This is a genomic window from Citrobacter sp. CK198, from assembly GCF_030333295.1.
GTDB classification, from domain to species: Bacteria; Pseudomonadota; Gammaproteobacteria; order Enterobacterales; family Enterobacteriaceae; genus Citrobacter_B; species Citrobacter_B koseri.
In genome coordinates, this window is record NZ_JAOWGE010000027.1 from 111207 (window position 1) to 125331 (window position 14125).

Below are 14125 nucleotides of genomic sequence, written 5' to 3' on the forward strand. Positions count from 1 at the left end.
CGCCTCCTTATTGCACAAAGCGATCGGTGACGTACTGGCTATAATCCGTCGCGACGGCGGGCACTTTGCCCTGCTCTTTCAGGAACTGCGCGGTGTCGATAATCGCTTTATTGACCGGCCCGTTCAGCTCAACGGCCTGCTGTTGCGCCGTCAGGTAGGTATTGCCTTTCACCAGCCCCGGCACGTCCGTTTCCGGCACGCCGCTTAAGCGCGACAGTTTGCTGATGTTATCCGGCTGCTGAAGCCACGCCTCAGGATTGGCAATGTAGGGTTGCTGCGCGTCGATGGCGCTTTTCGCGAATGCCTTGACCACCTCTGGATGTTTTTCCGCGAAGTCTTTACGCACTACCCACACATCCAGCGTCGGCGAGCCCCATTCGCCGACTTTCCCCGAGTCTGTCAGCACGTTCCCGTCTTTTTCCAGCGCGTTAACGGCGGGCGCCCAGACGTAAGCGCCGTCAATATCGCCACGCTGCCAGGCGGCAATGATCGCCGGTGGTTGCAGATTGATGATTTCGACCTGCCCGGGCTTAATGCCCCAGTGTTTCAGCGCCGCCAGCAGGCTGTAATGGGTGGTGGAGATAAACGGCACCGCAATGCGTTTGCCGATGAGATCCTCTGGCTTAGCGATCGTTTTCTTCACCACCAGCGCTTCGGATTCCCCCAGTTTTGACGCCAGCAGGAAAACCTCAATCGGCACCTGTTGGCTGGCGGCGACCGCCAGTGGGCTGGAGCCAAGGTTGCCGATCTGTACATCGCCGGAAGCCAGCGCGCGCACGATGCTCGCGCCGCTGTCGAATTTACGCCAGTCAACGGTCGCCCCGCTCTCTTTGGCGAAGGTGTTATCCGCCTGCGCCACTTTCGCCGGTTCGGCGGATGTCTGGTACGCGACGGTGACGTTAACCGCCTGCGCCTGGAATGCAATAAACGCCAGTGCGGCGAGAAGTGTGTTACGCGATGAAATACCCATTATTGTCTGCTCCCCTGTCTTGTTATGGGGGCAGTATTTCGTTGCGGCCGTGTTTGATAAAGGAATTAAAAATTCTTGCTAATAGCAAAGCGTTTTTAGAAAAAAAACGGGAATGGTTAGTGTGGAAATGTATTTAGCATTGAGTTGCAGGCCGGATCAGGCGCTTGCGCCGCCATCCGGCAATCCATGCCTGATGGCACTACGCTTATCAGGCCTACCACGACAACAACACCCTGCAAATTATTGCGATTTTGTTACATTCATTCCATAACCACACCCGGATGATTGCCAGCGCAGCGGGGGTAGGCATCATAGAGGCATTATTCGGCAAGAGAGTAAGCATATGATTCGTGTGGTGCTGGTTGATGACCATGTGGTGGTGCGTTCCGGCTTTGCGCAATTATTAAGTCTTGAAGACGATCTGGACGTAGCAGGCCAGTACAGCAGCGCGGCGGAAGCCTGGCCCGCATTATTGCGCGATGACGTTAACGTCGCGGTGCTGGATATCGCGATGCCGGACGAAAACGGGCTGAGTCTGTTAAAGCGGCTACGCGCGCAAAAACCCACGTTTCGCGCCATCGTCCTCAGCATTTACGACACGCCAGCGTTTGTGCAAAGCGCGCTGGATGCAGGCGCCAGCGGCTATCTGACCAAACGCTGCGGGCCGGAAGAGCTGGTTCAGGCGGTGCGTTCCGTCGGTATGGGCGGCCACTATCTGTGCGCCGATGCGTTACGGGCGCTGCGCGGCGGTGAACGGCCGGCGCAAGTTCTGGAGGTATTAACCCCCCGTGAGCGAGAAGTTTTTGATTTACTGGTCAAAGGCGACAGCGTCAAAGAGATCGCATTTAAGCTCGACCTCAGCCATAAAACCGTTCACGTCCACCGTGCTAACGTACTGGGTAAATTGCAGTGCCACAGTACCATCGAGCTGGTGCATTTCGCCCTCGACCACCAGTTGCTGACGGGGCACTGATGTCTCGCGGCGTGCGTTACTGGGTGATCTCACTGTTTATCCTGCTGGCCTGGGGAACAGGTTGGCTGATGCTATGGACGCTGGGCTTTTACCTGACCCATAACGGCCAACAGGCGGCGCTCTTTTTACCGCACGGCGTTTATCTTGCGCTGTTGATTTTACTCTCCCGCCGTTACTGGCCCGCGCTGATACTGCCGCCGGTGCTGATGCCGTTATGGCTCCATAGCGAGCAACTGCTCAGCGGCTACGTCCTGCTGGCGGCGCCGCTGATCTGCCTGATCCCGGCCAGCATCGGACAAAAATTCTGGCACCGTTTTCCCCTGTACTGGCAGCGTCTCACGCTGCTGCTGGCCGCCGTCACGCTGGCCTCGCTGCTGAATACCGCCCTGCTGTCGCCCTTTATAAAAAGCCCGGCAATGCTGACTGGCCTGGCGTCGTTTACCGGCGGCGTGCTGCTCACCCCCTTTGTTTATCTGGTATTTGAATTTTTACGCCAGCAGCACCGTTATCACCTGTTGGGGCTGGATACCAACAACCCGCCGCTGCGCACCTCGCTGATCATCTGGTGCAGCCTGTTCTTTATTATCGGCATCGGCACGCAAATGGTGCTGTCGCCGGAAATTGAACGCCTGCTGCTGATCGTGGTGTTCCTGCCTAACGTAGTGATGGCGTGGAAGTTTGGCTGGCAGGGCGGCGTGCTCTCCGGGCTGCTGGGCAGCATGATGATCACCATCGCCCGCCAGGTCGGCGTCGGGTTTAACAACCTGGTCGAGCTGGAGATTTTCCTCGCCACCCAGGCGCTACTCGGCATAGGTCTTGGGATCGCCATCAGCCGCCAGCAGCATCTGGCGCAAAACCTGCACCACTATCGCCAGCGTCTGGAGGCGGAGCTGGCGGCGCGCCGGGCGCTGACCGAAAAGCTGATCCATACCGAAGAGGATACGCGCAAAAACCTGGCGCGCGAGCTACACGACGAGATCGGGCAGAACATCACCGCCATTCAGATCCAGTCACAGCTCGTGAAACGCGCGCGCGATCCGGCGCAGACGCAGGCCGCCGCCAGCCAGATAAACGATCTCGCCCGCCGTATTCACCACTCTACCCGCCAGCTGTTACGCCAGCTACGTCCCCCCGCGCTGGATGAGCTGTCGTTCAAAGAGGCGCTGCATCATCTGGTCAACGAATTCGCGTTCCCCGAACGTGGGATTCGCTGCCAGTTTGAGTATCGCCTTACGCTTACCCCGGAAAATGAAACCGTCAGGTTTACTCTCTACCGCCTGTTGCAGGAACTGCTGAACAACGTCTGTAAACATGCCGAAGCCAGCGAGGTCACGATTCTGTTAAGCCAGCAGAAACAGACCCTCCATCTGGAAGTTCGGGACAACGGCACCGGCATCCAGCCTGAAAAAATGCCGGGATTCGGTATTCAGGGGATGCGCGAACGGGTCAGCGCGCTGGGCGGCGAACTGACGCTCGAATCGCTGCACGGCACGCGGGTAATTGTTAACTTGCCCACAATTTTGCAACAAACCACGTCCTGACCAGGAAAAAGTCTTAGTCACTGCGGACTTTCTCTCATCCCCTTTGGTTTTCACTTTCCTATAGTCAGCACAAACGGAGACGGCCATGCATCCACGCCCAGTAAACGAAACAGACCAACGATACCGGGCGCTACGCCTGCGGTTGCTGATGTGCATGGTCATCGGGTACGCCGCGTTTTACCTGACGCGAAAAAGCGTGAATTACGTGCTTCCGGCGCTGCAAACGGATCTGGGACTCGATAAAGGCGATATCGGCCTGTTGGGTTCACTGTTTTACCTGACCTACGGCCTGTCGAAGTTTACCGCCGGGCTGTGGCACGACAGCCACGGGCAGCGCTGGTTTATGGGCGTTGGCCTGTTCGCCACCGGCCTGCTGAATGTGGTGTTCGCCTTTGGCGAGTCGCTGACGCTGCTGCTGGCGGTCTGGACGCTGAACGGTTTCTTTCAGGGCTGGGGATGGCCGCCCTGCGCCCGACTGCTGACCCACTGGTATTCGCGCAACGAGCGCGGCTTCTGGTGGGGCTGCTGGAATATGTCGATCAACATCGGCGGGGCGATTATCCCGCTGATTAGCGCTTTCGCCGCCCACTGGTGGGGCTGGCAGGCGGCGATGCTGGCGCCGGGGATCATCAGCATGGCATTAGGTATCTGGCTCACGCTACAGCTGAAAGGCACGCCGCAGGAAGAAGGATTGCCAACGGTCGGCGCATGGCGTCATGACCCGCTGGAGCTGCGCCAGGAGCAGCAAAGCCCGCCGATGGGGCTGTGGCAGATGCTGCGCACCACGATGCTGAAAAACCCGATGATCTGGCTGCTGGGCGTCTCATATGTGCTGGTCTATCTGATTCGCATCGCCCTCAACGACTGGGGCAACATCTGGCTCACGGAAAGCCACGGCGTCAATCTGCTCAGCGCCAACGCCACGGTGATGCTGTTTGAAGTTGGCGGTCTGCTCGGCGCATTGTTCGCCGGTTGGGGGTCGGATTTGCTGTTCAGCGGCCAGCGCGCGCCGATGATTTTGCTGTTCACGCTGGGGCTGATGGTGTCCGTCGCCGCGTTGTGGTTAGCGCCGGTACACCATTACGCACTGCTGGCGGTCTGTTTCTTCACGGTGGGCTTTTTCGTTTTTGGCCCGCAAATGTTGATTGGCCTTGCCGCCGTCGAGTGTGGGCACAAAGCGGCGGCCGGTTCCATCACCGGGTTTCTCGGCCTGTTCGCCTATCTGGGGGCAGCGCTGGCGGGCTGGCCTCTGTCGCTGGTCATTGAACGCTACGGCTGGTCGGGCATGTTCAGTTTGCTCTCGGTCGCCGCGGTACTTATGGGTTTATTGCTGATGCCGCTGCTGATGGCGGGCATCACCACCTCGCTCAGTCAAAGGATAAAACAATGAAATTGACGCTTACCTCTACCCTGATTGCATCCGGCATTGCGCTGGCAACCTTAACCGGCGCCGCGCAGGCCAAAGGCCGCCTGGTGGTTTATTGCAGCGCCACCAACGAAATGTGCGAAGCAGAAACCAAAGCGTTTGGCGACAAATATGACGTCAAAACCTCGTTCATTCGCAACGGCTCCGGCAGTACGCTGGCGAAAGTGGATGCCGAGAAGAAAAACCCGCAGGCGGACGTCTGGTACGGCGGGACGCTGGACCCTCAGTCCCAGGCGGGTGAAATGGGGCTACTACAACCCTACAAGTCTCCCAATCTTGAGCAGGTCATGGAGAAATTCCGCGATCCGGCGAAAGTAAAAGGCAACCTCTCTTCAGCGGTGTATGTCGGTATTCTCGGTTTTGGCGTCAACACCCAGCGTCTGAAAGAGAAAAATCTGCCGGTGCCAAAATGCTGGAAGGATCTGACCAAACCGGAATACAAAGGCGAGATTCAGATTGCCGACCCGCAAAGTTCAGGCACCGCGTATACCGCACTGGCGACCTTCGCCCAGCTGTGGGGCGAAGATCAGGCCTTTGATTACCTGAAACAGCTCAACGCCAACGTGTCTCAGTACACCAAATCCGGTATTGCCCCGGCACGTAACGCCGCCCGTGGCGAAACCGCTATCGGCATTGGCTTCCTGCACGACTATTCGCTGGAAAAAGAACAGGGCGCGCCGCTGGAGCTGATCTCTCCGTGCGAAGGCACCGGCTATGAAATTGGCGGCGTCAGCATCCTGAAAGGCGCGCGCAACCTCGACAACGCCAAACTGTTCGTGGACTGGGTGCTGTCAAAAGAAGCACAAGAACTGGCGTGGAAGAAAGGCAAGTCTTATCAGATCCTGACCAACACCACAGCGGAAACATCACCGAACTCGCTGAAGCTCGACGACCTGAAGCTCATCAATTACGACATGGATAAATACGGTTCTACCGACGTCCGTAAGCAGCTTATCAATAAGTGGGTTAGCGAAGTGAAGATGGGTAAATAAGCCCACATTGCGTTCATTTGCCGGGTGGCGGCGTAACGCCGTACCCGGCCCACAATACCGGAACCGCTATGTCACACACACTTGCACACCATCCCGTGAAAAAACGGGATGCGATATTCTTTTGGGTTCTGCTGGGCTGGCTGGCGTTTGCCCTGCTGCCAAGCTGGAGCCTGGATTACGGCCTGCTGGAGTCCACGGGCGATGAAATCCTTGAATCCTACGGCTGGTCACAGCTCAATATCAGTTGGCTGTGGTATCTGCTGCCAAGCCTGCTGCTGATTCGCCCGTTCCATGAAGCCAGGCGCGAACAGCGCAGCCGCCATTACCTTGATGCGGGCTGGGCGCTGTTGTGTATGGCCTTTATCGTCGTCAGCGCCACCGTTGAAGGCCGTGGTTTAGGCTACGCCACTATCGTGCTGTTCGTCGCGCTGGGCGCGATCATGACGCTGGCGTTGACCCGTCTGGAATGGCTGGGCGGCGACCGCTTCGTGATCGGCTCACTTACCGCCATTGTGGCGCTGATCGGCATCTTTATCGTCTGGCCGAGTATCGCGATTTTCATCCCGATGTTCACCAACGACGCCGGGGAATTCGCGCCGCTGGCGTTTATGACGGTGCTGTCGCAGGCGCATATCATCCAGGTGATCCTCAACTCCATCGCCCTGTCGATTGCGGTGGGCGTGGGCTGTACCTTCTTCGGCCTGGTACTGGCGATTTACACCACCCGCATTGCCAAACGCAGCGCCATTATTGGCCGCATCTTCTCGATTTTGCCAATCGTCACGCCGCCGTTCGTAGTGGGTTTAGGCGTTACGCTGATGATGGGACGCTCCGGCTACGTCACCGAATTTATGGTCGAGTGGTTCGGGCTGACCAACACCAACTGGCTGTACGGGTTTACCGGCATCTGGCTGGCGCAGGTGCTGGCATTCACCCCGATGGCGTTTATGATCCTCGACGGGGCGATCAAAACCATTCATCCATCGCTGGAAGAAGCCTCGTACACCCTGCGCGCCAGCCGCTGGCAGACCTTTAACGGCGTGTTTGTCCCGCTGCTGAAACCGGCGCTGGCGAACGCCTTCCTGATCGTGGTGGTGCAGTCGCTGGCCGACTTCAGTAACCCGTTGGTGCTCGGCGGTAACTTCGACGTGCTGGCGACGCAGATCTATTTCTATATCACAGGTTCGCAGCTTGATTATCAGGCCGCCAGTACGCTGGGCGCGTTCCTGCTGCTGTTCTCGCTGCTGGTGTTCTGTGTGCAGTATATGTGGATCGGTAAGCGCTCTTACGTCACGGTCTCCGGGAAATCGTACCGTGGCGACGTCCAGCCGCTGCCGGTCACCCTGGTGTGGAGCGTCATCGCCATTCTGGCCGTGTGGATAGCCTTCAACGCCCTGCTCTACGGCAGCATTTTCTACGGTAGCTTCACCGTCAACTGGGGCGTGGATTACACCCTGACGCTGGCGAACTTTATCAAGCTGTTCGGCCAGGGAATGAGCGACGGCGCGTGGCCTTCCCTGCTTGATACGTTGCTCTACGCCGGAATTGCCGCGCCGATCACCGCCATCTTCGGTCTGCTGATCGCCTGGATTGTGGTACGCCAGCAGTTCAAAGGCAAAAAGACTATCGAGTTCACCACCATGCTGTGCTTCGCCGTACCGGGCACCGTGGCGGGCGTGTCGTACATCCTCGCCTTTAACAGCGCCCCGGTGTACCTCACCGGAACGGCGGCGATTGTGATTATTTCGATGGTGATGCGTAACGTGCCGGTTGGGATTCGCGCCGGAATCGCCGGATTAGGCCAGATCGATAAATCGCTGGATGAAGCGTCGCTCAGCCTGCGCGCCGGGAGCTTACGCACCATCACGCACATCCTGCTGCCGCTGCTGCGCCCGGCGATCCTCTCGGCGCTGATCTACAGCTTTGTGCGCGCCATTACTACCGTCAGCGCCATTGTGTTCCTCGTCACGCCAGACACCCGCGTGGCGACGGCCTACATCCTCAACCGCGTGGAAGACGGCGAATACGGCGTGGCGATCGCCTACGGCTCGATTCTGATCGTGGTGATGCTGGCGATTATTTTCATCTTTGACTGGCTGATCGGGGAAGCGCGTATCTCCCGTTCAAAAGCCAAAAACCAGGCGTAATGGAGCGCACTATGAGTCAGAAAAATTTTGTTGAACTGCGCAACGTCACCAAACGATTCGGCAGCAACACGGTTATCGATAATATCAATCTCACCATCCCGCAGGGGCAAATGGTGACGCTGCTCGGCCCTTCCGGCTGCGGCAAAACGACCATTTTGCGTCTGGTGGCCGGGCTGGAAAAACCGAGCGAAGGACAGATTTTCATTGATGGCGAAGACGTCACCCATCGCTCTATTCAGCAGCGTGATATCTGTATGGTCTTTCAGTCTTATGCCCTGTTCCCGCACATGTCGCTGGGGGAAAACGTCGGCTACGGTCTGAAGATGCTTGGCGTGTCGCGCAGCGAAGTGAAAGCCCGTGTGAAAGAGGCGCTGGCGATGGTGGATCTGGAAGGATTCGAAGACCGCTATGTTGATCAGATCTCCGGCGGTCAGCAGCAGCGCGTGGCGCTGGCGCGCGCGCTGATCCTCAAGCCGAAGGTGCTGCTGTTTGATGAGCCGTTAAGTAACCTCGACGCCAACTTGCGTCGCAGCATGCGCGACAAGATCCGCGAACTGCAAAAGCAGTTTGATATCACCTCGCTGTACGTTACCCACGATCAGAGCGAAGCCTTTGCGGTTTCCGATACCGTACTGGTGATGAACAAGGGGCATATTATGCAGATCGGTTCGCCGCAGGATCTCTACCGTCAACCTGCCTCACGCTTTATGGCGAGTTTTATGGGCGATGCCAACCTGTTCCCGGCGACGTTCAGTCAGGAGTATGTGGATATCTACGGCTACCGGCTGCCGCGCCCGGCGCACTTTGCCGCCCAGGGTTCCGGCACCGTTGGCGTGCGCCCGGAAGCGATTACCTTGAGCGATCGCGGCGAAGAGAGCCAGCGCTGTGTGATTCAGCATGTCGCCTATATGGGGCCGCAGTATGAGGTGACGGTGGCGTGGCACGGACAGGAGATTTTATTGCAGGTTAACGCCACCCGATTGCAGCCGGACGTGGGGGAAAATTATTACCTCGAAATCCACCCGTACGGGATGTTTATCCTGTCGGATGCGGCGTAATTAATTCCGAGTGGGAGGCTGACACGAGGATTGCTGTATAAATAGCAAGGCATCGTTGAAAAGGGACTCCGTTGAAGTCCCTTTTATTCTTAGAATAGAATGCAAATGCCAATCATTATTGGGATAAAGATTAATAATGACAATGTTTCAATTCTGAAGCCTAGCGTTAATTTTTTAGGTAGGTTCCTTATCAAATTATAACCTTCAATGCTCACATCATGATGTAAATGATTATTATACTTAAAATTCAGACTCCTTGTTATAAATCGAACTTTTGAACCATATAAATATGGTGTAGAAAAAACACTGGCATTTTTACATAAAATAGTATCAAGAGGCACACCCCCTATTTTTTCCTCATAGATTTTAACTATTTTTTTATATGCATTTTTATTGTAAAAATAGCAAATCAGGAATATTAAAACATCCACCACAAATGCAATACAAAACATATTCTTTATTAATCCATCATTTTGAATTAAAAATGTTTTCATATATAATATGCTCTCCCACATATTCACCAGCATTTTCGCCGTATTTTTCTACGAACTTGCTTGATGCAATAGTCACACCAACTCCAGTAACAAAACATAAAGCGGCACCTACGCCTCCTGCTTCTACTGTAGATAGCCCTAATACCCATGTACAAACCGCATTTGCGGCACTTCCAGCGGCTAAACCAGTCAGCATACTACTAGCCTGTTTGAAACCAAACTTACTGTATTCAGTAATGGCGGCTTTTTTGCAAGCACTTTCACGACCTTTTGCACAAGCATCATAAACATTTGATGTGTACCCAGCAAAATCTAAACCTATTCCCACAAAACCAACGGTTTTCATTAGCTTCATTAATTTAGCTGAGTTTTCAATATACGTAGCATACCCTTCAATATTATTTATTCCAGTTTTATCCCATTTATGCATAATTGAGCTTATTGATAAACCTAAAGTTTTTTTAATGCTATTATATTCTTCCAGATTAAGTTGGGTTTTAGAAAATTTATTTAAGATAGCATCTAACTTTTTAAATAATCTCGCCCGTTGACCAAAAAATTCTTCCCCAGATATAATTCCATTATTATGCACATATGTCTTTTTATATAATTCTTGAATTTCAATTAACGTCTTATTGATTTCTTCATAATAACTTTTACCTGCTTCACTGATATATCCAAAACCATCACCAGCATTTCCTAAGTATTCCCCAAAAAGTTGATATGAAAATGCATCTACTGCCCCTCTGTTGTCATGCAATAATTTTGCTTCCTGTAAAGTAAGAGGTTCAAGGGCTTTATCAATTTTATCTCGTGCGTTTTGCAGAGTTTGAATTTGCTTCTGATCTTGCTTTTCAGGATCAACAACAATCAATATAGAGCCTGGTTTTTTTTCCATTTCTGGATTTAGCTTGCGGTATAACTCCTTTACCCCTGATGGTGGATTGACTATTAACTCACATTCATACTTCTTAGGTGATGTTTGATCTGGCACTATACAAAAACCAGGTTCAACTGATTGTCTTGTTTTCTGAACCCGGTGCTGCCGAACAGGGAGTATCTCAGATTTTAAATTACTGGTTTTATTTACTGACTGAAAAATGGATAAAAGATATTCATCATATTTGTATATTATATTTAAGCGTGGCGTAAATCTACAATGACAGTTGCATGAACCTCTGCTATGTGCGGAACCAGCCAAAAGGCATATAATTTCAGTTTCATAGTTTGATAAATCTTGCCCCGTTCTTAAATAGAGATCAAATTGGCTCTTAGAGATTCTTGTTCGGAACATTGTATTAAGATTTGGAGTTGAGAACCTATCTTTTTTTTCTCCAGTAACGATTATTTTTCGTCCTTGTATTCTCCCTCCAGCCATGCCGATAAAGTCATCGTGTTCAAATCGTTCATCAAGATCCCTTAGTGAATTATGTGAACGTCTTTGTAAACCCATTTCCTCTTGCATTTTCCTCTGTCTTTCTGAGACGGGTGTTATTTTTCGACCTTCATGATCGATATCATCATCAAATGGACTTTTGAAGATATCTCTAAATAATATACGGCCTGCTTCTATATGTGATCCATTTGGTACTCCCCCAACAATTTGGTATCGTTGACCATCTAAACCACATATATATTCGTCTCCCTCACATGCTATTTCCATCCCTAGAATAAAAGGAGAATCTTTATTTCCTAAAATATAGCCACCGCAACTTGTTCTATCGCCCTGAGACAATAGAAAGCCCTTCAATTCTCCATCCCAAAAACTCATACACTAAATCCTTATTTTAGACATCCATGCTAAGGAATGTATAATATCAGACTATTTATAGTTTAATTATTGTGACCATGTTCGCAAATAAAGTAAAAATCCTGAATTTCATTATGAGAAATTCAGGCATCAAATATTTAACGCTTTATTTATTGAGAAAATTAATTACATTCCTCTTTTTATTAATAACCAGATCAAGTTCATCGATTTCACTATTTAATAGCAGAACTATTAAAACCTTTTCCAATTTCAGTATCGTTTCACGCTTTTAGCGCAGCAATATCCTTCGGCGTCGTCCGGCAACAGCCGCCAATCAGCTTCGCACCCGCCGCCAGCCACTGCGGTAAATACTCCGCCAGCGTGGCGCACGCTTCGCCGTGATGATGCCAGGTTTTGCTTACCGCATCGTACCGTTCGCCCGAATTGGGGTAAACCACCAGCGGCAGCGCGGTCAGCCCGTGCAAATGCTGCAATGCGGCGGTGACGTTTTCCAGCGCGATACAGTTTACGCCTGTCGCCACAACCTGCGGGCAGGCGTTGAGAAACGTCGCCACGTCACGCAGCGGCGTACCGTCGCTCAGATGCTCGCTGTCGCGCAGCGTAAACGAAAACCATGCCCGCGCCCGTGGATATTCGGTTAACAACTCAGCCAGCGCTTTAATCTCAATAAAATTCGGCAGCGTTTCGCAGGCCAGCAGGTCAACACCCGCATCCAGCAGCGCTTCCACACGCGGGCGATGAAAAGCCTGGAACGCTTCGGGAGTACATACGTAATCCCCGCGATATTCCGCACCGTCGGCCAGATACGCGCCATATGGCCCGACGGAACCCGCCACCAGCAACGTGCCCGCCTGCGGGTTCTCAGCCAGATACGCTTCCCGCGCTTTGCGCGCCAGTTCCACGCTCTTGCCGATCAGCGCTTTCGACTGCGCGTCATCAAACCCACGCGCGGCAAGTCCTGCGGGCGTTGCCTGGTAGCTGGCGGTAATCGCGCATTGCGCCCCCGCCCGGTAGTAATCAAGGTGGACTTCGCGGATCAGCGCCGGGTTTTCTACCAGCACCTTCGCTGACCACAGGCTATCGGCTAAATCACAGCCGCGCGCTTCCAGTTCCGTCGCCATCGCCCCGTCCAGCAACAGGAAATCCTGTTTATCAAGGATGGCGCTCAACGGATTATGTTGCGACATAGTCTGGCTCCTGTTTCTGCTTATGAAATCGGCAATGAAACAAGTACCATAACACAGCGCGCCGGGCGGTAATCGGGAGCGCTACGCAATTATTAAAGACCCGTCAGCCTTGTACCAGCCGCAAACGCGCGCGCCGGGCGCTCAGCACCGGGTGAGGAGTAACAATGAGATAAAGAAAGGGTCGCCAGCTCATAATGCCTCCGCTGCCAGAATCTCTTACAACTCTGGCAACAAGGCGGCGCACCGGCGCTCAGACAGAAGTGGGAACATACCGTCCCCACTCATACGACGGAATGAGGACAACGTCAGGAACCGGGGTCGATATCAGCCGACCAACTGACGTCAGACCGGCAGAATGGCGAAAAACCTTCAGGGTGTGGCATCATAACGCGCAGATAACAACAAATTCAGGGTGATGAATGTGAAACCGGTAACGCTCTATGATGTTGCAGACCGTGCAGGCGTCTCTTATCAGACCGTCTCTCGCGTGGTGAATCAGGCCAGCCACGTTTCCGCCAAAACCCGTGAAAAAGTCGAAGCCGCGATGGCGGAGCTGAATTACATTCCCAATCGCGTCGCGCAGCAGCTGGCGGGTAAACAAACCCCGCTCATCGGCGTCGCCACCGCTAACCTCGCGCTGCACGCGCCGTCGCAAATTGTCGCGGCGATTAAATCCCGCGCCGACAGGTCAGGCGCCAGCGTGGTGATCGCGATGGTGGAGCGCAACGGGGTAGACGCCTGCAAAGCGGCGGTACATAACCTGCTGGCACAGCGGGTAAGCGGGTTGATCATCAACTACCCGCTTGATGAGAACGATGCCATTGCCGTTGCCGCCGCCTGCGGCAACGTGCCGGTACTGTTTCTCGACGTGTCCGATCGGTTCCCCGTTAACAGCATTATTTTTTCCCATGACGACGGCGCGCGTCTGGGCGTTGAGCATCTGGTAGAACACGGGCACCAGCGCATCGCGCTGTTGACAGGGCCGCGCTCGTCCGTCTCTGCACGGCTAAGACTGGCGGGCTGGCATAAATATCTGACCCACTATCAGCTGCGACCGGTGGCAGAAACGGAAGGCGACTGGAGCGCGATGTCCGGTTTCCAGCAAACCATGCAGATGCTCAATGACGGAACGATGCCCACCGCAATACTGGTGGCTAACGATCAGATGGCGCTGGGCGCCATGCGGGCGATCGCCGAGTTTGGCCTGCGCATCCCGCAGGATATCTCGGTGATAGGCTACGATGACACCGAAGACAGCGCCTGCTACATCCCACCGCTGACCACCATCAGACAGAATTTCCCCCTGCTTGGCGCAACCAGCGTCGACAAACTGCTGCAACTCTCCCGTGGCGAACCCGCCACCGATAACCAGCGACTCCCCGTTTCATTGGTTCAGCGTAAAACCGTGCAGCCCCCCAATGCTCAGGTCACTTCTCCGCAGGCGTTGGCCGACTCCCTGATCCAACTGGCTCGGCAGGTTTCGCTGTTAGCGCCGAAAATGTGAACGCATAACAATTGTGTGAGTCAGTTCACCCATTGAACCTCCTGTCCTTTACAGCAGAAATC

General features: G+C 53.8%; 10 protein-coding genes. 7 read left to right on the forward strand and 3 right to left on the reverse strand.

The window, feature by feature from the left end; all coding sequences use genetic code 11:
• Positions 1-7 precede the first annotated feature (7 nt).
• Positions 8-970 (reverse strand): taurine ABC transporter substrate-binding protein, encoded by a 963-nt coding sequence (tauA, locus tag OGY62_RS05575; RefSeq protein ID WP_012133631.1) that lies wholly within the window; start codon positions 968-970, stop codon positions 8-10.
• Between the two features lie 343 nt (positions 971-1313).
• On the opposite strand from tauA, the gene OGY62_RS05580 reads away from it, so the two are divergent.
• The 6 genes from OGY62_RS05580 to fbpC all read left to right on the forward strand — a co-directional run bounded on the left by OGY62_RS05580 (position 1314) and on the right by fbpC (position 9107).
• Positions 1314-1943 (forward strand): response regulator transcription factor, encoded by a 630-nt coding sequence (locus tag OGY62_RS05580; RefSeq protein ID WP_230011876.1) that lies wholly within the window; start codon positions 1314-1316, stop codon positions 1941-1943.
• Positions 1943-3484: an MASE1 domain-containing sensor histidine kinase gene (locus OGY62_RS05585; protein WP_012133636.1), complete on the forward strand. Its 1542-nt coding sequence runs from the start codon at positions 1943-1945 to the stop codon at positions 3482-3484. Before OGY62_RS05580 ends, OGY62_RS05585 begins: the two co-directional genes overlap by 1 nt.
• An 85-nt stretch (positions 3485-3569) precedes the next feature.
• Positions 3570-4874 (forward strand): MFS transporter family glucose-6-phosphate receptor UhpC, encoded by a 1305-nt coding sequence (gene uhpC, locus OGY62_RS05590; protein WP_024130613.1) that lies wholly within the window; start codon positions 3570-3572, stop codon positions 4872-4874.
• The gene (locus OGY62_RS05595) at positions 4871-5902 is read left to right on the forward strand and encodes an ABC transporter substrate-binding protein (RefSeq protein WP_012133638.1); all 1032 of its coding nucleotides are present in this window, start codon (positions 4871-4873) and stop codon (positions 5900-5902) included. Before uhpC ends, OGY62_RS05595 begins: the two co-directional genes overlap by 4 nt.
• A 68-nt stretch (positions 5903-5970) precedes the next feature.
• Complete coding sequence (locus tag OGY62_RS05600; RefSeq protein WP_114847695.1) at positions 5971-8049, forward strand: ABC transporter permease; 2079 nt, start codon at positions 5971-5973, stop codon at positions 8047-8049.
• An 11-nt stretch (positions 8050-8060) separates the two neighbouring features.
• Positions 8061-9107: a ferric ABC transporter ATP-binding protein gene (gene fbpC, locus OGY62_RS05605; protein WP_286459301.1), complete on the forward strand. Its 1047-nt coding sequence runs from the start codon at positions 8061-8063 to the stop codon at positions 9105-9107.
• Positions 9108-9575: 468 nt separating this feature from the next.
• Here the strand turns inward: fbpC and OGY62_RS05610 are convergent, their stop codons facing one another.
• Together OGY62_RS05610 and mmuM are read right to left on the reverse strand one after the other, a co-directional pair.
• The gene (locus OGY62_RS05610; RefSeq protein ID WP_286459302.1) at positions 9576-11372 is read right to left on the reverse strand and encodes a hypothetical protein; all 1797 of its coding nucleotides are present in this window, start codon (positions 11370-11372) and stop codon (positions 9576-9578) included.
• 260 nt (positions 11373-11632) lie between these two features.
• Positions 11633-12559, reverse strand: a complete 927-nt coding sequence (gene mmuM, locus OGY62_RS05615; RefSeq protein WP_286459303.1) for a homocysteine S-methyltransferase — start codon at positions 12557-12559, stop codon at positions 11633-11635.
• Positions 12560-12980: 421 nt separating this feature from the next.
• Here mmuM and OGY62_RS05620 point away from each other — a divergent pair, with 421 nt between their 5' ends.
• A complete protein-coding gene (locus tag OGY62_RS05620; protein ID WP_060815881.1) occupies positions 12981-14063 on the forward strand; it encodes a LacI family DNA-binding transcriptional regulator in 1083 nt (360 codons plus the stop codon).
• Positions 14064-14125: the final 62 nt, after the last annotated feature.